The 23,857-nt window shown below is 64.3% G+C and carries 23 protein-coding genes and 1 pseudogene; 19 read left to right on the plus strand and 5 right to left on the minus strand.

The window, feature by feature from the left end; translation table 11 throughout:
- The 13 genes from ftsW (at nt 1) to dnaE (ending at nt 14,796) form a co-directional block, all read left to right on the plus strand.
- Nucleotides 1–1,389 (plus strand): putative lipid II flippase FtsW, encoded by a 1,389-nt coding sequence (ftsW, locus tag ABIB45_RS16190; protein ID WP_354216868.1) that lies wholly within the window; start codon nt 1–3, stop codon nt 1,387–1,389.
- Nucleotides 1,390–1,395: 6 nt separating this feature from the next.
- Nucleotides 1,396–2,496 (plus strand): undecaprenyldiphospho-muramoylpentapeptide beta-N-acetylglucosaminyltransferase, encoded by a 1,101-nt coding sequence (gene murG, locus ABIB45_RS16195; protein WP_354216869.1) that lies wholly within the window; start codon nt 1,396–1,398, stop codon nt 2,494–2,496.
- Nucleotides 2,493–3,869, plus strand: coding sequence for a UDP-N-acetylmuramate--L-alanine ligase (murC, locus tag ABIB45_RS16200; RefSeq protein WP_354216870.1), 1,377 nt, complete (start codon nt 2,493–2,495; stop codon nt 3,867–3,869). The genes murG and murC overlap by 4 nt, the downstream gene beginning before the upstream one ends.
- On the plus strand, nt 3,862–4,776 hold the full coding sequence (locus tag ABIB45_RS16205; protein WP_354216871.1) for a cell division protein FtsQ/DivIB: 915 nt from the start codon (nt 3,862–3,864) through the stop codon (nt 4,774–4,776). The genes murC and ABIB45_RS16205 overlap by 8 nt, the downstream gene beginning before the upstream one ends.
- A 202-nt stretch (nt 4,777–4,978) precedes the next feature.
- Nucleotides 4,979–6,214, plus strand: a complete 1,236-nt coding sequence (ftsZ, locus tag ABIB45_RS16210) for a cell division protein FtsZ (protein ID WP_354216873.1) — start codon at nt 4,979–4,981, stop codon at nt 6,212–6,214.
- 8 nt (nt 6,215–6,222) lie between these two features.
- Nucleotides 6,223–6,912: a purine nucleoside phosphorylase YfiH/LACC1 family protein gene (locus ABIB45_RS16215; protein ID WP_354216874.1), complete on the plus strand. Its 690-nt coding sequence runs from the start codon at nt 6,223–6,225 to the stop codon at nt 6,910–6,912.
- Between the two features lie 9 nt (nt 6,913–6,921).
- Nucleotides 6,922–7,644, plus strand: a complete 723-nt coding sequence (locus ABIB45_RS16220) for a YggS family pyridoxal phosphate-dependent enzyme (protein WP_354216875.1) — start codon at nt 6,922–6,924, stop codon at nt 7,642–7,644.
- Between the two features lie 89 nt (nt 7,645–7,733).
- Nucleotides 7,734–8,264, plus strand: a complete 531-nt coding sequence (locus ABIB45_RS16225) for a cell division protein SepF (RefSeq protein WP_354216876.1) — start codon at nt 7,734–7,736, stop codon at nt 8,262–8,264.
- A 122-nt stretch (nt 8,265–8,386) separates the two neighbouring features.
- Nucleotides 8,387–8,674, plus strand: coding sequence for a YggT family protein (locus ABIB45_RS16230; RefSeq protein ID WP_354216877.1), 288 nt, complete (start codon nt 8,387–8,389; stop codon nt 8,672–8,674).
- A 178-nt stretch (nt 8,675–8,852) separates the two neighbouring features.
- On the plus strand, nt 8,853–9,548 hold the full coding sequence (locus ABIB45_RS16235) for a DivIVA domain-containing protein (RefSeq protein WP_354216878.1): 696 nt from the start codon (nt 8,853–8,855) through the stop codon (nt 9,546–9,548).
- 91 nt (nt 9,549–9,639) lie between these two features.
- Nucleotides 9,640–10,212, plus strand: coding sequence for a signal peptidase II (gene lspA / locus ABIB45_RS16240; protein WP_354216879.1), 573 nt, complete (start codon nt 9,640–9,642; stop codon nt 10,210–10,212).
- Nucleotides 10,205–11,131, plus strand: a complete 927-nt coding sequence (locus tag ABIB45_RS16245; protein ID WP_354216880.1) for an RluA family pseudouridine synthase — start codon at nt 10,205–10,207, stop codon at nt 11,129–11,131. The genes lspA and ABIB45_RS16245 overlap by 8 nt, the downstream gene beginning before the upstream one ends.
- Nucleotides 11,132–11,238: 107 nt before the next feature.
- Nucleotides 11,239–14,796 carry a DNA polymerase III subunit alpha gene (gene dnaE / locus ABIB45_RS16250; protein WP_354216881.1) on the plus strand — a complete coding sequence of 1,186 codons (3,558 nt, stop codon included), beginning with the start codon at nt 11,239–11,241 and terminating at the stop codon, nt 14,794–14,796.
- A 9-nt stretch (nt 14,797–14,805) separates the two neighbouring features.
- Here the strand turns inward: dnaE and ABIB45_RS16255 are convergent, their stop codons facing one another.
- Complete coding sequence (locus tag ABIB45_RS16255) at nt 14,806–15,303, minus strand: flavin reductase family protein (RefSeq protein ID WP_354216882.1); 498 nt, start codon at nt 15,301–15,303, stop codon at nt 14,806–14,808.
- A gap of 135 nt (nt 15,304–15,438) precedes the next feature.
- Here ABIB45_RS16255 and ABIB45_RS16260 point away from each other — a divergent pair, with 135 nt between their 5' ends.
- The 3 genes from ABIB45_RS16260 (at nt 15,439) to nrdR (ending at nt 17,992) form a co-directional block, all read left to right on the plus strand.
- The gene (locus ABIB45_RS16260) at nt 15,439–15,972 is read left to right on the plus strand and encodes a hypothetical protein (protein ID WP_354216883.1); all 534 of its coding nucleotides are present in this window, start codon (nt 15,439–15,441) and stop codon (nt 15,970–15,972) included.
- Between the two features lie 9 nt (nt 15,973–15,981).
- Nucleotides 15,982–17,358: a histidinol dehydrogenase gene (gene hisD, locus ABIB45_RS16265; RefSeq protein ID WP_354216884.1), complete on the plus strand. Its 1,377-nt coding sequence runs from the start codon at nt 15,982–15,984 to the stop codon at nt 17,356–17,358.
- A gap of 127 nt (nt 17,359–17,485) precedes the next feature.
- Nucleotides 17,486–17,992 carry a transcriptional regulator NrdR gene (gene nrdR, locus ABIB45_RS16270; RefSeq protein ID WP_354216885.1) on the plus strand — a complete coding sequence of 169 codons (507 nt, stop codon included), beginning with the start codon at nt 17,486–17,488 and terminating at the stop codon, nt 17,990–17,992.
- 40 nt (nt 17,993–18,032) lie between these two features.
- Here nrdR and ABIB45_RS16275 read toward each other — a convergent pair whose 3' ends face one another.
- The 3 genes from ABIB45_RS16275 to map are packed head-to-tail and all read right to left on the minus strand — an operon-like array spanning nt 18,033 to nt 20,322.
- Nucleotides 18,033–18,551, minus strand: coding sequence for an SDR family NAD(P)-dependent oxidoreductase (locus tag ABIB45_RS16275; RefSeq protein WP_354216886.1), 519 nt, complete (start codon nt 18,549–18,551; stop codon nt 18,033–18,035).
- Nucleotides 18,552–18,587: 36 nt separating this feature from the next.
- Nucleotides 18,588–19,391 (minus strand): polyphosphate--glucose phosphotransferase, encoded by an 804-nt coding sequence (ppgK, locus tag ABIB45_RS16280; RefSeq protein ID WP_354216887.1) that lies wholly within the window; start codon nt 19,389–19,391, stop codon nt 18,588–18,590.
- A gap of 52 nt (nt 19,392–19,443) precedes the next feature.
- Nucleotides 19,444–20,322 carry a type I methionyl aminopeptidase gene (gene map, locus ABIB45_RS16285; protein WP_354216888.1) on the minus strand — a complete coding sequence of 293 codons (879 nt, stop codon included), beginning with the start codon at nt 20,320–20,322 and terminating at the stop codon, nt 19,444–19,446.
- 124 nt (nt 20,323–20,446) lie between these two features.
- Between map and ABIB45_RS16290 the strand changes: the two genes are divergently transcribed.
- Complete coding sequence (locus ABIB45_RS16290; RefSeq protein WP_354216889.1) at nt 20,447–20,611, plus strand: SPOR domain-containing protein; 165 nt, start codon at nt 20,447–20,449, stop codon at nt 20,609–20,611.
- A 215-nt stretch (nt 20,612–20,826) separates the two neighbouring features.
- Nucleotides 20,827–21,156 (plus strand): annotated as a pseudogene (locus tag ABIB45_RS16295) (YceI family protein); the annotation flags it as partial.
- A gap of 186 nt (nt 21,157–21,342) precedes the next feature.
- Here the strand turns inward: ABIB45_RS16295 and panB are convergent.
- Entirely contained in the window at nt 21,343–22,248 is a 906-nt protein-coding gene (gene panB / locus ABIB45_RS16300; RefSeq protein WP_354216890.1) for a 3-methyl-2-oxobutanoate hydroxymethyltransferase, read from the minus strand.
- Nucleotides 22,249–22,513: 265 nt separating this feature from the next.
- Here panB and glnA point away from each other — a divergent pair, with 265 nt between their 5' ends.
- Nucleotides 22,514–23,854, plus strand: a complete 1,341-nt coding sequence (gene glnA, locus ABIB45_RS16305; RefSeq protein WP_354216891.1) for a type I glutamate--ammonia ligase — start codon at nt 22,514–22,516, stop codon at nt 23,852–23,854.
- Nucleotides 23,855–23,857 lie beyond the last annotated feature (3 nt).

Here is a 23,857-nt window from a genome sequence, read left to right on the forward strand (position 1 = left end):
ATGGTCAGCACACCCACCCGGCCCAAGGCTTCACAGCCGCGCTCCGGCAAACCAGCTTCGCCCACCGGCGCCAGGCCCGCAACGTCCAGGAACACCCCTACCCGGCCCGCAGGATCTGCGACGCCGCCGGCCAGGACCACAATGCCGGTCCGGATCCAGGGCTGGTACCGAGGCTTCTGGTATGCCCTTGAAGGAACAGGGACGTCCCGCAACGGCTCAACCTACTACCTCATCCTGGGCTCCACGCTGGCCCTGACCGCCATCGGCATCATGATGGTGCTGTCGGCCTCCAGCGTTGAGTCCATTGCCGCCGGAAAGTCGCCCTATGGTGATGCCCTCAAGCAGGGCATGTTCGCCGCAATCGGCATCTTCACCATGTTTGTGCTGTCGCGCGTCAACGTGGTCTGGCTCAAGCGACTGGCCTGGCCGGTACTGGGCGCCGCCCTTGTCCTCCTGGTCCTGGTCCAGCTGGTCGGTGACGAAGTCAACGGCAACAAAAACTGGATTGACCTGGGTGGGATAACGTTCCAGCCGTCTGAAGCCTCCAAACTGGCGTTGGCGCTGTGGATGGCGACGGTCATGGCCAGGAAGGGCAAACTGCTCCGTCTCTGGCAGCATGTGTTCGTCCCGGCCGTGCCGCTGGCAGGTGCGGTGATCGGCCTGGTGCTGTGGGGCAACGACCTGGGCACGGCGATGATCATCATGATGATCACGGCCGCCGCATTGTTCTTCGCCGGCGTGCCGCTGTACATGTTCGGGTTTGCCGCCGTGCTGGGCTGCGCGGGCGCAGCAGTTATGGCCGTCACCAGTTCGAACCGGATGTGCCGCATCACCTCCTGGTGGACGGGCCAGTCCTGTGCCGAAGGAATCGACGCCAACTACCAGGCCACCAACGGGCTCTACGGGCTTGCGTCCGGCGGCTGGTTTGGTGTGGGCCTAGGCCAAAGCCGGCAAAAGTACAGCTGGATTCCGGAAGCCCACAACGACTTCATCTTTGCCATTATCGGCGAGGAACTCGGCCTGGTGGGCACCGTCGTCGTGCTGGTTCTCTTCGCCATCCTCGGTGCCGCCATTTACCGCGTGGTGGTGGCCCAGGACGATATGTTCCACCGTGTCCTGGCCGGCACCATCATGGTGTGGCTGCTGGGGCAGGCCACCGTCAACATGGCCGTAGTGACGGGCCTGATGCCCGTCATCGGGGTGCCGCTGCCGTTCATTTCCTACGGCGGTTCGGCGTTGCTGATGTCCCTCTGTGCCGTGGGGGTGGTGTTGTCGCTGGCCCGCGAACAAATGGCGCCCGCCATCCGGCCCAAGAGAATGCTGAAGTTCGGCGCCAAAAAGGCCGGCGGATCCACCCGCAGCACCAAGACCGCAAGAAAGCGTACCTAGCACCAGATGACTTCCCAGAACCTGTCCATTGTCCTGGCGGGCGGCGGAACCGCCGGCCACATCAGCCCGCTCCTGGCCATCGCGGCCGCGCTCCGGTCCGCGGCCCCGGGAGCCAGACTGCTCGCTGTGGGTACGCCGGCGGGTATGGAAACCCGGCTGGTGCCCGCCGCCGGCGTCGAGCTGGCCACTATCGACCGGGTTCCGTTTCCCCGCAAACCTTCCCTGGACCTGCTGAAGTTGCCCTCGCGGCTGGCCGGGGCGGTACGGCAGTCAGGCCGTATCCTGGACGAGTCTTCGGCTGACGTCCTGGTGGGCGTGGGCGGCTATGTGTGCACTCCGCTCTACCTTGCCGCCTGCCGCCGGGGGATTCCCATCGTGATCCATGAAGCCAATACCAGGCCCGGCCTGGCCAACCGCGTTGGATCGTTCCTGACCCGGCACGTGGCCACAGCGTTTGAAACCACCCGCCTGCGGCACGCACGCCACGTCGGCATGCCCATGCGGAGCGAAATTTCCGGCCTCGACAGGGACTCCGCCCGTGCTGCCGCGCGCGAAGCACTGGGCCTGGACGCGAGCAGGCCCACGCTGATTGTGACGGGCGGGTCCTCCGGCGCCCAAAGCATCAACCGGGCCGTGGCTGCTGCGGCCCGGGAGCTGGGCGCCGCCGGGATCCAGACGCTTCACATCACCGGCCGCGGAAAGACGGTCCTGGGGCCCGACGGCGGCCCGCTCACCGCAGCCGGCTACCGGCAGGTTGAGTACGTGGACGGAATGGAACGGGTGTACGCCGCAGCTGACGTGCTGCTGGCACGCTCCGGTGCAGCTACCGTCTGCGAAGTGGCCGCAGTGGGAGTGCCGGCAGTATTTGTCCCCCTGCCCATCGGCAACGGCGAGCAGGCGCTCAACGCGGCGGGGCTGGTGAACGCCGGTGGCGCCCTCCTGGTCACGGACAAGGAGTTCACCGCGCAGTGGATAGCGCAGAAACTGATCCCGCTGGCCACCGACGCCGCCCGGCTGGCCACGATGGCCGCCAGCTCCCGCCGGCTTGGCATCCGAAACGCCGATCAGCGCATGGCTGATCTTGTCCTGGAAGCGGTATCCGCATGATCCCCGCAAGCATCCGCAGCCAGGAGTCACTGGGCCGCGTCCACTTCATCGGCATCGGCGGCGTGGGCATGTCCGCGGTGGCCCGGATCATGGTGGCCCGCGGCGTCACCGTAAGCGGCTCCGACGCCAAAGACCTGCCGGTCATGGCGGACCTGGCTGCCGCCGGGGCCCGAGTCTCCGTGGGCTATGGCGCCCACAACCTTGGCGATGCCCAGACCGTGGTGGCAGGTTCGGCCATCCGGGCGGACAACCCCGAACTGCTGGCTGCGCGCGAGTCCGGCCTGCCGGTGCTGCACCGCTCGGAGGCGCTGGCGGCCACCATGGGGAATGACATTGTGGTGACCGTCGCCGGGACCCATGGGAAATCCACCACCACTTCCATGATCACGGTCCTGCTGCAGGGGGCCGGACTTGACCCCTCGTTTGCCATCGGCGCGAATGTGCCGGCGCTCGGCGTCAATGCGGCGCACGGCGCTGCCGGCATTTTTGTGGCCGAAGCGGACGAATCGGACGGTTCCTTCCTGAACTACCGGCCGAAAATCGCCGTGGTCACCAATGTCGAACCCGATCACCTGGACCACTACGGCACGCCCGAAGCTGTCTACGAATCCTTTGACCGCTTTACGGACCTGCTGCCGGCGGACGGTGTCCTGATCGCCTGTGCGGACGACGACGGCGCCCTGGCCCTCGCGGAACGTACTGTGGCCCGTGGCAACACCAGGGTGGTCCTGTATGGAACCTCTGACCGGGCAGACCTGGTACTGCACGACGGCGGCCCCGGGCACGTCGAGGTTTCCTCGGCCGACGGTCGATTCGCCTTGGAGCTGCAGGTCCCGGGCCGGCACAACGCACTCAACGCATGCGCCGCCGTCGCTGTCGCCTTGGAGCTTGGGGTCGACGCCGCTGCTGCAGCGCGCGCCCTGGCGCACTTCTCCGGCGCGTCCCGGCGGTTTGAACTGAAGGGCGAGGGACGCGGCGTGCGCGTCTTTGATGACTATGCGCACCACCCCACCGAGGTCAGGGCGGCCCTGACTGCGGCGCGGTCCGTAGCGGACGGGCACGGCGTACACGTCCTGTTCCAGCCGCACCTGTTCTCGCGTACCAGGGAGTTCGCCGTCGAGTTCGCCGATGCACTGAACCTGGCAGACACCGCACTGGTACTGGACATTTATCCCGCCCGCGAGGATCCCGTCCCCGGGGTCACCAGCCAGCTCATCGCCGATCACCTGGCCTCCGGCGGCCGCCTGGTGGCGGCCGGCGAAGCGGTGGCAGCCCTCGTGGCGGCCGCCGGGCCGGGCGATATCATCCTGACCGTCGGAGCCGGAGACGTGACCGGTTTCGGGCCGCAGATCGTGCGGGCCCTCGATGGGTAGTCCGCGCCGGCCCACCTACGCCTCGCCGCGCCGGCAAGCGGCGGCCAAGACGCCGGCGGAACCGGAAGTGATTTCCGCGTCCAAAAGTGCCACCCGAGCGCCGGAGGCACCATCCGCAGCAGCGCGCACTAAGGGGAAGAACCCGGACACGTTTGCCGCCCGGGAAAAGACGCCGGCCGGTGGCGACAACGTGCTGGTATTTCCGGAGCGGCCGGGTAAGCGCCGGAAGCGGCACTTGCTTGTTGCCCTGGGAACTGTGCTGGCGCTGGTCGCGGCACTGCTGGCTGCCGCCATCTTTTCTCCCATTCTGGCGGTGGGCACCATTTCAGTAACGGGGACCAAGCTTGTCACCGCGGAGCAGGTCCGGGCCGCGCTGGAGCCGCTGAAGGGCAAACCTCTGCCGCAGGTCAACGACGACGAGGTGGGCCGGCTGCTGGAGCCGCTGGTCCAGGTCAAATCCGTGTCGACGCAGGCGCGGCCGCCGTCGGAATTGGTTGTGCAGGTGCTGGAACGAGTTCCGGTGGCTTTGGTCAAGCAGGGGGAGCAGTACCAGATGGTTGATGTGGACGGCGTGGTGCTTGCCGCCACGGCGGATCCGACGTCTGTTTCGTTGCCTGTCATCGACGGCGGGGCCGGTGCCATCGGCAAGGATCTCTTCCAGGCCACCGCCGCCGTCCTGGGGGCGCTCCCGCCGGACGTCCTCGCAAGGCTGTCCAACGCCTCCGCCCAATCCGTGGACGCTGTGGAGCTCAAACTGGTGGACGGTCAAAGCATCATCTGGGGCAACGAAGGGGACAAGAAACTCAAAGCCAAAGTACTCGAGGCATTGCTTAAGGTTCCCGCGGACCCGAAGAACCCCGTGCGCGTGTACGATGTGAGCGCGCCCCGGCATCCGGTGACGCGCTGAACGCTCTCTCGTGGAAGTCGCAATATTTCACGGTATTCCCGCGACACGCGGCGCCGGTTATTGAATGTCCGAACCATAGGAAATAGCGTTCCAACATGAGTTACTTGACATAACTATAACCTTCAACTCGAAGGTTAAGGTTGCAGGCTTCAAGCCCGACTCCACAGTTTTCGCAATAGGACACGAACAAGGGACACGTAACGTGGCAGCTCCGCAGAATTACTTGGCCGTCATCAAGGTCGTCGGCATCGGCGGCGGTGGCGTGAACGCAGTCAACCGCATGATCGAGGTCGGCCTCCGGGGTGTTGAATTCATCGCCATCAACACTGATGCCCAGGCCTTGCTGATGAGTGACGCCGACGTCAAGCTCGACGTCGGGCGTGAGCTAACCCGTGGGCTCGGCGCAGGGGCGAATCCTGAGGTGGGCAAGCAGGCTGCCGAGGACCACGCTGACGAGATCGAAGAAGTCATCCGTGGCGCAGACATGGTGTTTGTGACCGCTGGCGAAGGTGGCGGCACAGGTACCGGCGGCGCGCCCGTGGTGGCACGCATCGCCCGCTCCCTTGGTGCGCTGACCATCGGCGTGGTCACCAGGCCGTTCACGTTTGAGGGCCGCCGCCGTGCCGGCTCGGCCGAGGCGGGCATTGACGCCCTCCGCGACGAGGTGGACACCCTGATCGTGATCCCGAACGACAGGCTCCTTTCCATCAGCGACCGAAACGTCTCCGTCCTGGACGCATTCCGATCCGCTGACCAGGTCCTGCTGTCCGGTGTCCAGGGCATCACTGACCTCATTACCACGCCCGGCCTGATCAACCTCGATTTCGCCGATGTCAAGTCGGTCATGCAGGGTGCAGGCTCCGCCCTGATGGGCATCGGCTCCGCCCGCGGCGAAGACCGCGCCGTGAAGGCAGCGGAACTGGCCATCGCCTCACCGCTGCTGGAAGCGTCCATCGACGGCGCCCACGGTGTGCTGCTCTCCATCCAGGGCGGCTCAGACCTCGGCCTGTTTGAAATCAACGAAGCAGCACGCCTGGTCCAGGAAGTGGCCCACCCCGAAGCCAACATCATTTTCGGTGCCGTGATCGACGACGCCCTCGGTGACGAGGCACGTGTTACGGTCATCGCCGCCGGATTCGATGATGTCAAGGCCACCTCGCCCTCGATGGACCAGTCCCAGCCGCAGGTAGCACCGCAGCGGCCTGCCGCGGCTCCCGCGCCCGCCCAGGCGCCCACGTTAGGCGGCGGCAGCCACCAGATGAACGTCCAGCCCGTCCACGCCGGAGTGGGCGCGTCCGGACTGAGCAACTGGGGCCAGCAGCGTCCGTCGGCCGTCCCCGCCGACTCAGGTTTCGACGTCGACCTTCCCTCAGTAGTGGAGCCGGATCTCTCGGGCAACCGTGCAGATGACCTGGATGTCCCCGACTTCCTGAAGTAGGGCACGGCTTGTTCCTTTGGCGGGCTGAAGTCTCACCCGGCGTGAGTGTGGCGTTCACGGACACTCACGCCGGCAACCTCGCCCTACACGTCGGGGACGACGCCGCAGACGTTCACCAGCGCCGCAGGACGCTGGAGAAGGCAGCGGACCTGGCTGCCGGATCCCTGCGTTTTATGGAGCAGGTCCATGGCACAGTCGTGGAAATGATGGACTCCGATACGCCTGCCCCTACCGCGGACGGCATGGTGTCACGGGGACTGCCGCTGGCAGTAATGGTGGCCGACTGCATCCCGGCAGTGCTCGTAGGCCACGGGCCGGACGGTCCTGTCCTGGCCGCCGTGCACGCGGGCCGCCCGGGGATCGCCAACGGCATCCTGCCTGCGGCAGTGGAGCGGATGCGGGCGGAAGGGGCCACCGCCATCCGTGCCTGGCTCGGACCGTCCATCTGTGGCAACTGCTACGAAGTCCCCGCTGAATTGCGTTCCGAAGTGGCCCAACAGGTGCCGTCAACGTGGAGCACTACGTCCTGGGGCACTGATGGGCTGGATCTCCCTGCCGGGGCGCGCAGCCAACTGGAGGCGGCGGGCGTCGTCATCGAATATGCGGGCCCGTGCACGCTGGAAAGCGACCAGCTCTTCTCCTACCGGAGGTCCAACGCCACCGGTCGGTTTGCCGGCCTCGTGTGGTCCCATGGGTGAGGGCTGACCATGGAAGACTCAGCACGGATGACCCAGCTGGCGGAGCGGCTCGCGGCTGTTCAGCGTCGTATCGGGTTGGCTGCAGCCTCGGCCGGCCGTGCCGGTGAGCTGCCCACGCTGATTGTGGTCACCAAGTTCCATCCGGTGGAGGACATCCGGCGCCTTGCCGCGCTGGGCGTCCGGGACGTTGGCGAGAACAGGGACCAGGAAGCCTCATCGAAGGCAGCGGAACTGGCTGAGCTTGGGCTCAATTGGCATTTCGTCGGACAACTGCAAAGCAAAAAGGCCAAGTCGGTGGTCAAATATGCCCGCGCACTCCATTCCGTAGACCGGCCGGCCCTGATTGACATCCTGCAGCGGGCCATCGCGGTGGAGCAGGACAGGACTGGCAGGGACGCCCTGCAGTGCTTCATCCAGGTCAGTCTCGAGGACGACGCCGGCGCCCACCGCGGTGGCGCCGCGCCGGCTGAAGTGCCGCTGCTCGCCGACCGGCTGGCCGCGGCCGACGGCCTGGAACTGGTAGGTGTGATGGCTGTTGCCCCGCTGGGCGCCAGTCCAGAGGCGGCTTTTGAAAAACTCGCTGGCATTTCAGCGTCCATGGTGGCCCGGCATCCGGGCGCCGGAGCCATTTCCGCCGGTATGAGCCAGGACCTCGAAGTGGCAATCCGGTTCGGGGCGACACACCTGCGAATCGGTTCCGATATTCTCGGATCGCGTCCCGACGTGGGGTAGCGTCGAACACATAGGAAGTGAGTGGCGGGGGATTCCAATGCTGTCAAGTTATTGGGCGGCCCGCCTACGGACACGATTAGGAGTCGACCATGGCCGGCGCTCTGCGCAAGACAATGATCTATCTTGGGCTCGCCGATGGCGATGAACACTACGAGTCCGAACACACCACAACACGTAAGGACGAGGACGATCCCATGGAAGCTGACCGCGAGGAACGCCGGGCTCCGGCGCCGATCCGCGAAGTCAGCCGTGAGACGTCGCACGCCCCTGAAGAGGAATACCGCGCACCAGTGACCCCCATCAAGCGCGCGGCCTCGAGCCGCGAAGAAACGTCCGGGCTTCGGCAGATCACCACGATCCACCCGCGGTCCTATAACGACGCCAAACTCATCGGTGAGAGTTTCCGTGACGGCATTCCGGTCATCATGAACGTCACCGACATGGGTGAAGCGGACGCAAAGCGCCTCGTAGACTTCTCAGCCGGGCTTGTATTCGGGCTCCGGGGCAGCATCGAGCGGGTTACTAACAAGGTCTTCCTGCTTTCGCCGTCATACATTGAGGTCATCGGCGACGACAAGAAGATCAGCGAGACCCAGGCCAGCTTTTTCAACCAAAGTTAGCCCATAAAGCTTATTGCGGATGCCAGGCAGGTACACCTGTCTGGCATCCGTGCTGAAATAGACAAGAAACGTTGGCAGGGCACTGCGGTATCCGGAATGGACATGGAGATATGAGTTAAGTCATGGGAATTGTTTTCGGACTTGTCTATATCATCCTCCTGCTGTTCCTAGTGGCGCTGATCATCCGCCTGGTTTTTGACTGGGTCCAGATGTTCGCCAGGGAGTGGCGTCCCCGCGGAATTGCCCTCGTGGCCGCCCATTCTGTCTATTCGATTACCGATCCGCCGCTCAAGGGGCTCCGAAGGCTGATCCCGCCGCTGAGGCTTGGCGGCGTGACACTGGACCTTGGTTTCCTGGTCCTTTTCATCGCCGTGAGCATCGCGATGGCGGTGACCAGGGGTTTCGCGTAATCTTCGACAAGACCTAGCGGGCACAGGCTAAGTTCCGGAAGCGAACTTATCCTTGTGACGCGAAAGAAATCTCCGGTTTGACACCCAGTGTTGAATTAGAGGAACCAGACAAAATTTAGGTACCGTAGTTTTGACGGCCGGAAGGCCTACTGACTAACTAGACCAATGAGGTGACCAGATGGCTTTGACGCCAGAAGACGTTGTCAACAAGCGCTTTCAGCCGACCAAGTTCCGCGAAGGCTACGACCAGGACGAAGTTGACGACTTCCTGGACGAAATCGTTGTGGAACTCAGGCGCCTGAACCAGGAGAACGACGAGCTCCGCAAGAAGCTTGCCGAATCCGGTTCCGCCGTGCCGGCCAGCTCCGCTGCAGCCGCCCCGGTGGTTGAGAAGGTCCCCGCGCCCGTCAAGGCAGACAAGGTTGAGGCTCCGGCGAAGGCCGCAGTCGACTCGAAACCTGCCGACGCTGTGAAGAAGAAGGAAGCCGAGCCGGTGGCCACCGCTGCAGCCGTTCCGGCCGCTGCCCCCGCACCGGCCGGCGGAAGGTCTGTTTCCGCCGAGTCCGCGGCCGGCCTGCTCGCCATGGCACAGCAGATGCACGACCGCCACGTCGCCGATGGCCAGTCGCAGAAGGACAAGATCATCGCTGAGGCCCAGATCGAGGCCAGCAGCCTGGTCAACGATGCCCAGGAGAAGTCACGCAAGATCCTCGGCGCCTTGGAGCAGCAGCGCTCGGTTCTGGAGCGCAAGGTGGAGCAGCTTCGTGGATTCGAGCGCGATTACCGCTCACGCCTGAAGGCCTACATCGAAGGCCAGTTGCGCGACCTTGACGCCCGCGGTTCCGTCGCGGCCCCCGAGGTCGAAGCGAACTAGTCAGTCAAGCAAGTATTCTGAAAGCCGGTGGCTGAGGTTTCCTCGGCCGCCGGTTTTTGTGATTAACATCGGTTTTACAAATGAAAGCACCATGACTGACGATCTTGCCGCCGACGCTGCACACCCGGTTCCCTCAACGCCCCGCCCAGGGAAGACGCTCTTGTTCTCCCTCTTCGCAGGCTTTGTAATCTTTGCTTACGTCTTCGACCAGCTGACCAAAATCTGGGTGACCACCTCCATGGTGGAGGGGGAGCGCATCCCTGTCCTGCCGCCGCTCCTGCACTGGTACTTTATCCGGAACTCCGGCGCGGCCTTCTCCATCGGCGAGAACGTAACCTGGGTGTTTTCCATCATCATGGCCGGGGTATCCATAGCCATCCTGTTCCAGGTGCGCAAGCTCGGCTCCGCCTGGTGGGCACTTGCGTTGGGGCTGCTCCTGGGCGGTGCCCTGGGCAACCTGACAGACCGGCTGTTCCGCGAACCTTCCTTCGGCATGGGGCACGTGGTGGACTTCATCCAGCTGCCCAATTTCGCGATCTTCAATATTGCCGATTCGGCGGTGGTTTCCGCTGTGTCCATCATTTGTATCCTGACACTGCGGGGGATCTCGCTGGACGGTTCACGGCACGTCGCTGCCGCGCGGGAAAAAGCCGATGATGCCTGAGCGTGTGGTGGTGGATGAGGAATCCGGTGGAACACGGGCCGATGCTGGGCTGGCCATGCTGATGGGGATTTCCCGTTCCCTGGCGGCGACCCTTATTGCCGAAGGCAATGTGGTCAGCCGCGGGAAAAAGCTCGGCAAGTCCGCGCGCCTGGTGGCCGGGGACGTCCTGGAAGTGACGGTGCCTGATCGACGGGACCCGCTCGAAGTGGTGGAGGAAGTTGTGGAAGGCCTGAAAATCCTGCTCGACGACGACGATTTCGTGGTGGTGGACAAGCCGGTAGGCGTGGCAGCGCATCCTTCTCCCGGCTGGGTGGGACCGACTGTGGTGGGAGGTCTTGCCGGGGCGGGGTACCGCATCTCGACGTCGGGCGCGCCTGAGCGCGTGGGAATCGTCCACAGGCTCGACGTCGGCACGTCGGGTGTGATGGTTGTGGCCAAGACCGAGCGCGCTTATACGGCCCTGAAACGGGCTTTCAAGGAACGCACCGTGGAGAAGGTATATCACGCCGTGGTCCAGGGACTCCCGGACCCGCTGGAGGGCACCATTGACGCACCCATCGGCCGCCACCCCGGACACGACTGGCGGTTCGCGGTGATTGAGGACGGCCGTCCGTCGGTGACGCACTACGAAGTATTGGAAGCCTTCGGCAAAGCAACCCTGGTGGAGGTGCACTTGGAAACGGGACGCACGCATCAGATCAGGGTGCACTTTTCAGCGCTCCGGCACCCTTGCGCCGGTGACCTTACTTACGGGGCTGACCCGCGGCTTGCGGCAACCCTGGGCCTGACGCGGCAATGGCTGCATGCGCGCCAGCTCGGCTTCGACCACCCCGTCACTGGCGAGCGTGTGACCGTCACCAGCGAATACCCCCAGGACCTTGCCTATGCCCTGGAAGTTCTCGAATCAGGCCAAGCCTAGCCACGCGGCCTGGTTGCCGCCCGCTTGCCGCTGAGTTCCTCATCACCTAGTCCCTACCGGCTGCGCCGCTGGGCCAGGGGCCGCCCGCCAGCGCTTAGAATGGTGCGGTGACTTCCAGCAATGCCTCGTTCGTCCATCTTCACAACCACACCGAATACTCCATGCTGGACGGTGCCGCCCGTCTGGGGGAGCTCTTCGATGAGACCGAACGCCTGGGGATGCCAGCACTCGCCACCACTGACCACGGCTACCTGTTCGGCGCCTTCGACTTCTGGAAACGTGCAACGGACCAGGGCATCAAGCCGATCATCGGCGTCGAAGCCTATGTCACCCCCGGCACCGCGCGGACGGACAAGAGCCGTGTCCGTTGGGGCGAGGAGCACCAGCGCAAAGACGATATCTCCGGTGGTGGTTCGTACACCCACATGACACTGCTGAGCTACAACAACGCCGGCATGAGGAACCTCTTCCGGGCGTCTTCCATCGCCTCCCTGGATGCCGTCTTCGGCAAGTGGCCGCGGCTGGACCGGGAACTCCTAAACACGTATTCGGAGGGCCTGATCGCCACGACGGGCTGCCCGTCGGGAGAAGTCCAGACCCGGCTGCGCCTTGGCCAGTACCGCGAGGCTTTGGAGGCCGCCTCGGAATTCCGTGACATTTTCGGTGCGGAGAATTACTTCTGCGAACTCATGGATCACGGCCTGGACATCGAACGGCGGGTCACGGGGGACCTGCTGCGGCTGGCCAAGGACCTGAACCTGCCACTGGTGGCCACCAATGACCTGCACTATACGCACGAACATGATGCCAAGGCGCATGAGGCCCTGCTGGCGATCCAGTCCGGTTCCACCCTGCTGGAGCCCACGTATGACAATGGCGGCTCGCGGTTCGCGTTCTCCGGCAGCGGTTACTACCTGAAGTCACCGCAGGAAATGCGGGAGCTTTTCAGGGACCACCCTGACGCCTGCGACAACACACTGCTGATCGCCGAGCGCTGCGAAGTCTCGTTCAACACGGGCGCAAACTACATGCCGCGGTTCCCCTGCCCGCCGGGCGAGGACGAGACGTCCTGGCTGGTCAAGGAAGTGGCCACCGGCCTGGAGTTCCGGTACCCGGGCGGCGTCCCGGACAAGGTCCGCACGCAGGCTGACTATGAGCTCGAAGTCATCACCTCCATGGGATTCCCGGGTTACTTCCTGGTGGTGGCCGACTTCATCAACTGGGCCAAGAGCAACGGCATCCGCGTCGGTCCGGGCCGTGGTTCCGGAGCCGGTTCCATGGTGGCCTACGCGATGCGGATCACCGACCTTGATCCGCTCCACCACGGCCTGATCTTTGAGCGGTTCCTCAACCCGGACCGTGTCTCCATGCCTGACTTCGACGTCGACTTCGATGACCGCCGCCGGTCCGAAGTGATCGACTACGTCACCCGCAAGTACGGTGACGAGCGCGTGGCCATGATCGTGACCTACGGCACCATCAAGACCAAGCAGGCCCTGAAGGACTCGTCCCGGGTGCTGGGCTACCCGTTCAGCATGGGCGAGCAGCTCACCAAGGCCCTGCCTCCGGCCGTGATGGCCAAGGACATTCCGCTGGCGGACATCCAGAACAAGGACTCCAAGCGCTACAGCGAGGCCGGCGACTTCCGGCAGCTGATCGGCACGGACCCCGAAGCAGCCAAGGTCTTTGAGACGGCCCTCGGTATTGAGGGACTGAAGCGCCAGTGGGGTGTGCACGCGGCCGGCGTCATCATGTCCTCGGACCCCATTATTGACGTCATCCCCGTCATGCGGCGCATCCAGGACGGCCAGGTGATTACGCAGTTCGATTACCCCACCTGCGAAGGCCTGGGCCTGATCAAGATGGACTTCCTGGGGTTGCGGAACCTGACGATCATTTCCGACGCCCTGGAAAACATCAAGCTCAACCGCGGCCACGACCTCGACCTGGACAGCCTGGCCCTTGACGACGTCGCCTCCTACGAACTGATGGCCCGGGGCGACACCCTGGGCGTTTTCCAGCTTGACGGAGGGCCGATGCGCGGGCTCCTGAAGCTGATGAAGCCTGACAACTTCGAAGACATCTCCGCTGTGCTCGCCCTGTACCGCCCCGGTCCGATGGGCGCCAACGCCCACACGGACTACGCACTGCGCAAGAACGGGATCCAGGAAGTCATTCCGATCCACCCGGAGCTGAAGGAACCCCTCGCAGAGATCCTCGGCGGCACCTACGGCCTGATCGTGTACCAGGAGCAGGTGATGGCCGTGGCGCAGAAGCTCGCCGGCTATTCCCTCGGCCAGGCCGACATCCTCCGCCGCGCAATGGGTAAAAAGAAGAAATCGGAGCTGGACAAGCAGTTCGCCGGGTTCTCCCAGGGCATGCAGGACAACGGCTATTCCATGGAGGCCGTGAAGACTCTCTGGGACATCCTGCTCCCCTTCTCCGACTACGCGTTCAACAAGGCGCATTCAGCCGCGTATGGCGTGATTTCCTACTGGACCGCCTACCTGAAGGCACACTACGCGCCGGAGTACATGGCAGCCCTGCTGACGTCGGTTGGCGATGACAAGGACAAATCCGCTATCTACCTCAACGAATGCCGCCGCATGGGAATCACCGTCTTGCCGCCGGATGTCAACGAGTCGGCACTGAACTTCACGCCTGTTGGCACCGACATCCGCTTCGGCATGGGGGCCATCCGCAACGTGGGGGTCAACGCCGTCGAAGCGATGGTGGCCGCGCGCGAAAAGGAGGGCGCCTACACGTCCTTTAAGGACTATCTGGTCAAGGTTCCCGCCGTGGTGTGCAACAAGCGCACCATTGAGTCCCTGATCAAGGCCGGCGCGTTCGACTCCCTCAAACACCATCGGCGCGCCCTGGCGATGATCCATGAGGAGGCCATCGATTCGGTCATCACACTCAAGCGCAATGAAGCGATCGGCCAGTTCGACCTCTTCGCCGGCTTCGAGGAAGCCGAGTCCGAGGCCTCGCTGAGCATTGAGATTCCCGACCTGCCCGAATGGGAGAAGAAGGACAAGCTGTCCTTCGAACGGGACATGCTGGGACTCTATGTCTCGGACCACCCGCTCCAGGGACTCGAAGGCCTCCTCAGCCAGCACGCGGACCAGAGCATCACCTCGATCATCGCCGATGACGGGCCGCACGACGGCGCAATTGTCACCATCTCGGGCATGATCACCTCGCTCAGCCGCAGGATCGCCAAGGCCAGCGGCAACGCCTACGCACGTGCCGAAATCGAGGACCTCGGCGGCTCGATGGAGGTTATGTTTTTCGGCCAGGTCTATGGCCCCATCGCATCAGTACTGGCTGAGGACCTGATTGTGGTGGTCAAGGGCCGCCTGCAGCGGCGCGACGACGGTGCCGTGGCTTTAAACTGTATGGAACTCAGTGTCCCGGACCTCAGTGAAGGCACAAACGGTCCCGTGCAGATTTCCATGGCAACCCACAAGGCCACCGAAACAGTGGTCACCGAGCTGGGGGACGTCCTGCGGAACCACCGGGGCAACTCCGAAGTCCGGCTGCACCTGCAGGGGGATACGCGCACCGAAGTCATGGCCCTGCCAGTCCATCTCAGGGTCAATCCAAGCCCATCGCTGTTCGGGGACTTGAAGGTCCTCCTTGGGCCAACCTGCCTGGACTACTAGTCTCTCTGGCTAGATTTCGTAGTCCAGCGGGACCGGCTGGCCATAGCTGCCCGCGTGGTAGAGGAGCGGCGAGCCGTCCGCGCCGACGGCGCCCGCCACTACTTCGACAACCACCACGGCGTTGTTCTCGAAGGAGAGCCGCATCTGGATCTTGCCGATGAGCCACCCGGCGACGTCCTTAAGGACCGGGACATCGTGCGGGCCAAGTTCCCAGTGGTCTCCGCCGAAGCGGTCCTTCGTGCGCGCGAACCGGTCGGCCAGGGCCTGGTTTTCCAGGCCCAGCATGTGGACGCCGAGGTGGGTGGCGTTGGCAACGGCCGGCCAGGAACTTGAACTCCGTGCCATGTTGAAGGTGAACCGCGGCGGCTGTGCTGACAGCGACGCAACCGACGTGGCGGTAAAACCGTACGGCTCACCCTTGTAGTTCACCGTGATGATGGCGACGCCGGCCGCGTGGCGCCGGAACATTTCCTTGAACGTGCCCTCAAACGGCGATGCATCTGACATGGTGTAAACCGCTCCTTGGAAACATGCTGATCTGGACTCTCCCTTAAGGGTATTGGTCCGGCCGGGCGCGGCGGAATCGGCTGACAACCCACGTCATGTGACCTCGTGCATCGAACCTTTGTTAAGGTTTGTTTCATGAGTGAACACATCAGCCACCGGTCCGCCCGGTTGCCGTGGAAGTGGTTTGTTGCTGCCGCGGCCGGTGGTATCCCCGTGGGACTTTTGTGGTGGCTGCTCGCCCCGGGCGGTCTGAACCTGATCACCCGCAATCCCGCCTTCGGTGACGGGACCAATCCGGACGCATGGCTGCCGCGGGACCTGACTCTCGGCGGCCTCCTCGTTTTCGCCGGCTGCCTGATGGCCGTCTTCCTTACGGACAAAGGCGGCCGGGCAGCGCAACCGGCTTTCCTCCTCAGCCTGGCCGGCGGATTCGCCGGCGCACTCATTGCCTGGCAGACGGGCATGATGGCGGGCCGGCTGTGGGGCGTCCCGGCGGACACAACCTTCAGTTCCAGCGTGGCCTTCTCCCTCCGCTCGTGGTCTGTAGTGCTGCTGTGGCCGGCGGCAACCGCAACCTGCGTGTTTGGCCTGAGCCTACTGAACCTGCTGAAGAAGGGACCAAACGGCGGGAGTGCACCCCGCGCCGAAGGCACGGCGCCCGGCGCGTAAAATAATCAGGTGACCATTTCTCCTGAATCTCCCGCCACCCCGCCAACCACAACCGTGAGCTTCCGCACGGTCGATCTGCGCGGACGGGGCCTGACCTTGGCCGGCTTGCGTGCCGCCGTGCCTCGTGCCCGGCACAACACGGTGGCGGACGCGGAAGAAAAAGTCCTCGACATCATCAAGGCTGTCAGGCAGGACGGTTTTGCCGCCCTCAGCGACCTTGCCCTTCGGTTCGACGGCGTGGACCAGGTCCATCCCGGGGTCCCTGCCGAAGCACTGGCTAAGGCGCTGGCGGATCTGGATCCGGCCGTCCGCAGCGCGCTGGAGGAATCCATCAGCCGTGCCCGGCAGTTTGCCGACGCCCAGCGGCCGCGCAACGTCAACGTCGAACTTGGCGACGGTGCGCTGGTGAGCCAGAACTGGGTACCGGTTTCGCGGGTGGGGCTTTACGTTCCGGGCGGCTTGGCCGTCTACCCGTCGTCGGTCATCATGAACGTTGTCCCCGCGCTGGCCGCCGGGGTGGAGTCCATCGCCCTGGCGTCCCCGCCGCAGAAGGACTTCGGCGGCCTCCCGCACCCCACCATTCTTGCGGCGGCGGCCCTGCTCGGCATCAGCGAGGTGTACGCCATCGGCGGCGCGCAGGCCATCGCTGCGTTCGCCTATGGCGTGGACGCCGGCGACGCCGGGCCCGCGCTGGAACCCGTTGACGTAGTGACAGGTCCCGGAAACATTTTTGTGGCCACCGCGAAGCGGCTGGTCAAGGGCGTGGTGGGCATCGACTCCGAGGCCGGAACCACGGAAATTGCCATCCTGGCCGATTCCTCCGCCCAGCCTGACCTTGTGGCCGCGGACCTGATCAGCCAGGCCGAACACGACCCACAGGCCGCTTCGGTGCTCATCACCGATTCGGAGGACCTTGCCGCGGCAGTCCGCGTCGAACTGGACCGGCAGGCGGCCGCCACCAAGCATTCGCAGCGTGTGTGCGAGGCCCTGTCCGGACCTCAGTCGGGCGTCGTTTTGGTGGAGGACCTCGGACAGGGCATCGCCGCCTGTGACGCGTATGCCGCGGAACACCTGGAAATCATGACCGCGGACGCGGCCACGGTGGCCGCCAGGATCCGGAACGCCGGTGCGATCTTTGTGGGGGACTACAGTCCCGTCAGCCTGGGGGATTACTGCGCGGGGTCCAACCACGTGTTGCCCACCAGCGGTACGGCGGCGTTTTCCTCCGGCTTGAACGTCACCACTTTCCTGCGCGCCATCCAGGTGGTCAATTACAGCCGGGCTGCCCTTGCCGAAGTCAGCGGTCACATCGTGAGCCTGTCCGCGGCGGAGGACCTCCCTGCCCACGGCCAGGCCGTGACGGCCCGGTTCACGGGGAACGCCTGATTACCGCCGGGACGGGGCGAAAGTACTACATGTAGTACTGGCCTTCACTACATGTAGTAGTTACAGGCTTGGTGTTAGACACCATCCGGTCGTAGACTGATGCCTGACGATCGAGGGAGGGGACACCATGTACTGTCCGTTCTGCCGCAACCCGGACTCCCGCGTTGTCGACAGCCGCATGGCCGACGACGGTTCAGCCATCAGGCGCCGCCGCCAGTGCCCCGAGTGCGGACGCCGGTTCACCACCGTCGAAACCACCAGCCTGTCCGTCATTAAGCGTTCCGGCGTCGGCGAGCCGTTCAGCCGTAGCAAGGTCATCAACGGCGTCCGCAAGGCCTGCCAGGGCCGCCCGGTGAGCGAAGATGACCTTGCGCTCCTTGCGCAGGAGGTTGAGGAGCAGATCCGCGCCTCGGGGGCCGCAGAGATTGATGCGCATGAAGTTGGCCTCGTCATCCTCGGCCCGCTGCAGAAGCTCGACCAGGTGGCGTACCTGCGGTTCGCCAGCGTGTACCAGGCCTTCGAATCCCTTGAAGACTTCGAGACCGCCATTGCGCTGCTCCGCCACGAGTCCGCGGAAGAAATCCCGGTACAGCCTGCAAAGAGCACTAAGAACTCCGCAAAGAGTCCCCTGTAAGCTCCCGTACGGCGGCTGAGGGCAGACGCAGCCAGCACCGTCACTGCGGGCCGGCCACCAGCCCCACCGTGAGGACGTCTACGGCGCCCTTGGACGCGGCATAGTGCGCCCACGTTCCCGGTGAACCTGCCTTGGTGGCCGTGGAAGAGATGTTGATGATGGAACCGCCGTTGCCGCCGGTGTTCCGTCCCAGCCCGCGGACGGCCGCCTGGCAGACGTAGATCGGGCCGGACACGTTCACGTCCATCACGCGCCGCACCGTCTCGGCGGGAACGTCGGCGAGTTTGCCGATCAGGTTCCCGGTGATGCCGGCCTTGTTTACACCCGCGGCGAATTTGCCCAGCTGGTCGGCTGCGTCGACGAGGGCCTCCACTGCGGCGGGGTCGCTCACATCCGCCTGGACGGCAACAGCCGTCCCGCCGCTTCCAGTAATGTGTCGCACCACTAAGCTGGCACCTGCGGCGTAGGCTGGAAAATTCACGACGACGGCGTACCCCTCCTGTGCGGCACGGCGGGCGATAGCCGCCCCGATGCCGCTGCTGGCACCGGTAACAACCATCACCGCAGGCGAAGCCGCATCAGAACCAGCCAATAGCTATTTAACGTACTTGTGCTTCAAGGCAATTTCGACGGCGGCGCCCACGATTCCGGCCTCGTTCTTCAACTCAGCAGGCACGATGGGAGTGCGCAGCTTCAGCTTGGGCAGGAACTCGTCCGCGCGCTTGGAGATGCCGCCGCCCACAATGAACAGCTCGGGCGAGAACAGGAACTCGACGTGGGCGAAATAGCGCTGCAGCAGTACGCTGTATTCCTCCCAGCTCAGGCCGTCCCGCTCGCGGGCCACGGCGGAAGCCTTGGTCTCGGCGTCGAAGCCGTCGATCTCCAGGTGGCCCAGCTCCGCGTTGGGCACCAGATGGCCGTTGAAGATGAAAGCAGAACCGATCCCGGTGCCGAGGGTGATCACCAGGACAGTGCCGTCAATCCCGGCGCCGGCACCGAAGCGCGCCTCCGCCAGCCCCGCGGCGTCGGCGTCGTTGATGACCTCAACCGGGCGTCCCAGGCGGGCCGTGAGCAGGGCGTCGATGTCTGTGTTAAGCCAGCTTTTGTCCACGTTGGCCGCAGAATGCACCACGCCGTGCTGGATGATGCCGGGGAATGTAACGCCCACAGGCGAATCCGGTGCCGGGGCCTCCGGGCGGCCGGAGAGTTCGGCCACGACCTGCGCCACGACGTCGGCAACTGCCTCGGGGGTGGCCGGCTGGGGAGTGGGCACCCGGAACCGCTCGCCGAGGACTTTGCCCTTCTTCAGGTCGACAATACCGCCCTTGATTCCGGTACCGCCGATGTCGATGCCGATCAGCGGAGCTTTTTTGTGCGACTTCTCGTCCTTCTTGGCCAATGTCTTATCCGTTCGTGGCAGGGCGGGCGGGCCGGTCGGCTGACCGGGGGATTCAGGGGAGCGTCAGGATCTCCGCGCCGGATTCCGTGACCAGCAGGGTGTGTTCAAACTGCGCGGTCCGTTTGTGGTCGCGGGTGACAACCGTCCAGTCGTCTTCCCACATGTCCCATTCGACGGTGCCGAGTGTCAGCATGGGTTCGATCGTGAACACCATTCCTGCTTCGATCACCGTGTTGTAGGCAGGGGCGGCATCGTAGTGGGGGATGATCAGGCCGGTATGGAAGGCTTCGCCCACCCCGTGACCCGTGAAGTCCCGCACCACGCCGTAGCCGAAACGTTTCGCGTACGACTGGATGGCGCGGCCGATGACGTTGATTTCGCGGCCGGGCGCCACGGCCCTGATGGCCCGGTTGAGGGACTCCTGCGTCCGCTCCACCAGGAGGCGTGATTCCTCGTCGACGTCGCCCGCCGGGAAGGTGTAGTTTGTGTCGCCGTGAACCCCGTTAATGAAGGCCGTGATATCGATGTTGAGGATATCGCCGTCCTGAACCACGGTGCTGTCCGGAATGCCATGGCAGATGACTTCATTCAGCGACGAACACAGAGACTTGGGGAATCCCCGGTAACCCAAGGTGGACGGGTATGCCTTGTGGTCCAGCAGGAACTCATGGCCCACCTTGTCCAGCTGGTCGGTGGTGACTCCCGGCTTGACGTGCTTGCCCACCTCAACGATCGCCTGCGCGGCGATCCGGCTGGCGGTACGGATCTTCTCGATGGTCTCGGCCGACTTGACCTCGGAGCCGGTGAACTTGGCCGGGCCAGGCTTGCCCACGTACTCCGGGCGCGGAATGGACGCCGGAACGGACAGTTGGAGGCTGACCGTTCCGCGGGTCAGCGTGCCGGTGGGTGCAGTCGAGGCTAGGGAAGGCATAGATTGATCATATAAGGGACCGTAGAACGCCAAGAAACGCGAGGGCTTAAACTGCACCCGTGGTCACTTGGGTTACGCGGGTCACAGCCGGGGCCTGCTGCCCGACGGAACGAAGGAGCATCCGATGACTGAGTACTGGTTCAACGTGAAAACACACGAGGTGGAAGAAGACGCCCAGTCAGATTGGACCCAGCTGATTGGCCCGTATAAAACGCGGGAGGAAGCTGAGCACGCACTCGCAAAGGTACGGGCCCGCAACGCGGCGTGGGAAAAGGGCGACGAAGACTGAAGGGGGCCGCGGCACCCCCGTGCCGCCGTCGGTTTTTGAGGGCCGCTGCAACTCCCCAACGGGGCTTTCGGCTGGGAGAGTTACTACACACGCCCGGACGACGGACCGGTGGTACCGCAAGGAGGCACATCATGGCCGGACTCAAGCCAGAATACTCAGGACAGTAGCGCTTCGACCCGGCGTATACGCGTATCGGCTTTTCCACCCGCCACGCAATGGTCACGAAAGTGCGCGGGGCCTTTAATGACATCGAAGGCTCCATCATGGTGGACTCAGAGGCGCCCGAACGCTCAATCGTTGAGCTGACCATCAAAGTCGCGAGCATTGGCACCCGCAATGCCGACCGCGATCAGCACCTGCGGACCAACGACTTCTTTGACGCTCCCCAGTCCCCGGAGATTTCGTTTGTGAGCGACCGCGTGGATCAGGTTGACGAGGGCCACTTCATTGTCAGTGGAGCCGTAACTATCCGGGGCATCACCCGGGAGATTTCGATCCCGATCGACTTCGTCGGCGTTGAACGGAACCCCGCGGGCAACCTCCGGGCCGGCTTTGAAGGTACCCGTAGGATAAACCGCCAGGATTTCGGGCTCAAATGGAATACCAACCTGGACTCGGGCGGGTGCTGGTGTCGGACAAGATCACCCTGGAGTTCGAGAAGTCCGCCATTAAGGTCGAAGAGGGCGCTGCACAGGGCTGAGGGGTAAGGTGCCAACCCGGAAGCCGCTGCTTTAGAAGGAGTGCTCCGGGCCGGGGAACTGGCCTGAACGTACGTCCTCGCCGTAGGCCTTGGCAGCATCGCCGAGTGTGGCGCGGAGATCGGCGTACTGCTTGACGAACTTCGCCATGCGGCCGCCCCGGAGTCCAGCCATGTCCTGCCAGACCAGCACTTGCCCGGTGGTGGCGTTACCGGCGCCAATGCCGACGGTCGGCACGCTCACGGCCGCGTCAACGGCGGCCGCGGTTTCCGCCGGCACCATTTCCATCAGGATACTGAACGCACCCGCCTCAGCCAGCGCCACGGCGTCGTCAATCAGGCGCTGCGCGTCATCACCGCGGCCCTGCACACGGTAACCGCCCAGGGCGTGTTCGCTTTGCGGGGTGAACCCGATGTGGGCCATGACCGGGATGCCGGCCTGGACCATGGCGCGCACAGTTTCGGCGTAGTACTTCCCGCCCTCGATTTTGACGGCGTGCGCCAGCCCTTCCTTAAGGAACCGGACGCCGCTAGCCACGCCTTGCTGGGCTGAGACTTCATAACTGCCGAACGGCAGGTCCGCCACCACCAGGGCGCGCTTGGCTGAACGGGCCACAGCCCGGCAGAGGGGGAGGAGTTCATCCACCGTCACGGGGAGGCTGGTCTCGTTGCCAAAGACGTTGTTGGATGCGGAGTCTCCCACCAGGAGCACCTCAATACCGGCCTGATCGAAGATCTCAGCACTGTATTGCTCGTAGGCAGTCAGCATGGCGAACCTGGTGCCGTCCCGTTTGGCCTGCTGCAGGTGGTGGATGCGGACTTTGGCTGCCGGCTTGGCTGGAGCGCCCGACGACGGCGCCTGCGCCGGTGCCGGCCCGTTTCCGTAAGGTGCGGGTACGTCAACGGACGCGCTTGAGTCAGAGCTATTGGTTGAGGCCATGGCAAGAGCGTAGTGCGGCACCCGCGGTCCTAGCCACCCGCGGACAGGACCGCAGCCTGTGATCCCCGTCATAGCCGGGGCTCCCGAGAAGGCGTATTTGCCATTTTGTCCGGTGGGCCGGGAGGCGCTGGGATGTTAACCCTGCGTTACGTGCGGTGGCGGCTCCAGCATCGGTGTCGATTGCTTAGTAAAGTTATGGTGAACTGCTGCCGGCTGCCGCTTCCGCGGACCCGGAGCATGAACGTTGACCGGAGAAGAGGCCACCATGGACCGCCAGCAAGAGTTTGTCCTGCGCACAATCGAGGAGCGCGACGTACGGTTTGTACGCCTGTGGTTCACCGACGTCGTGGGTTCACTCAAGTCAGTGGCGCTCGCCCCGGCCGAGGTTGAGGGCGCCTTTGAGGAGGGCCTCGGCTTTGACGGCTCAGCCATCGAAGGCCTGGCCCGGGTATTCGAAGCCGACATGCTGGCCCAGCCGGACCCGGCCACGTTCCAGATCCTCCCGTGGCGCGGTGAGACTGAGCAGACTGCGCGAATGTTCTGCGACATCCTCACCCCGGATGGCGAACCGTCGGCCGCGGATCCGCGCAACGTCCTCAAACGCACGCTGGCCAAGGCCGCGGACATGGGGTTCACGTGCTACACCCATCCCGAAATCGAGTTCTACCTCCTGAAGTCCCAGGAACCCGGCCCGGATGGGTCGCCTGTTCCGGTGGACGAGGGTGGCTACTTTGACCATGTCCCCGGCGGCGTGGCCCAGGACTTCCGCCGCACGGCAGTCACCATGCTGGAATCTGTCGGTATCTCGGTGGAGTTCAGCCACCACGAAGCGGGTCCGGGCCAGAACGAGATCGACCTCCGGTACGCGGACGCCCTCCAGACGGCGGACAACATCATGACCTTCCGGACAGTCATCAAGGAGGTGGCCCTGCAGCAGGGCACCTACGCAACCTTTATGCCCAAGCCGTTTACCCCGCACCCCGGGTCCGGAATGCATACGCACTTCTCCCTGTTTGAGGGCGACGCCAACGCATTTTACGAGGCCGGCGCGGAATTCCAGCTCTCCACAACAGCGCGCCAATTCATCGCCGGAATCCTGAAGCATGCCCCCGAATTCACGGCCGTAACCAACCAGTTCGTGAACTCCTACAAACGGCTCTGGGGCGGCGGCGAGGCGCCAAGCTACTTGAGTTGGGGCCACAACAACCGCTCTGCGCTGGTCCGCGTACCGCTGTACAAACCGGGCAAGGGACAGTCCGCCAGGATCGAATACCGGGGAATCGATTCTGCTGCCAACCCTTACCTGGCCTACGCGGTCCTGCTGGGCGCGGGGTTGAAGGGAATCGAGGAAGGCTACGAACTCCCGGCCGCGGCCGAGGATGACGTCTGGTCGCTGAGTTCCGCGGAGCGCCGGGCCATGGGGCATGATCCGCTTCCGGCGAGCCTCCACGACGCCATCCGGATCATGGAGGAATCGGAACTGATGCCGCAGATCCTGGGCGAACAGGTCTTTGAGCACTTCCTGCGCAACAAGCGCGCGGAGTGGCAGGACTACCGGCTCCAGGTGACGCCCTACGAACTGCAGCGCAACCTCGGCATTCTGTAGGCG

The sequence above is a fragment of the Arthrobacter sp. UYCo732 genome, from assembly GCF_040547265.1.
GTDB lineage: Bacteria > Actinomycetota > Actinomycetes > Actinomycetales > Micrococcaceae > Arthrobacter.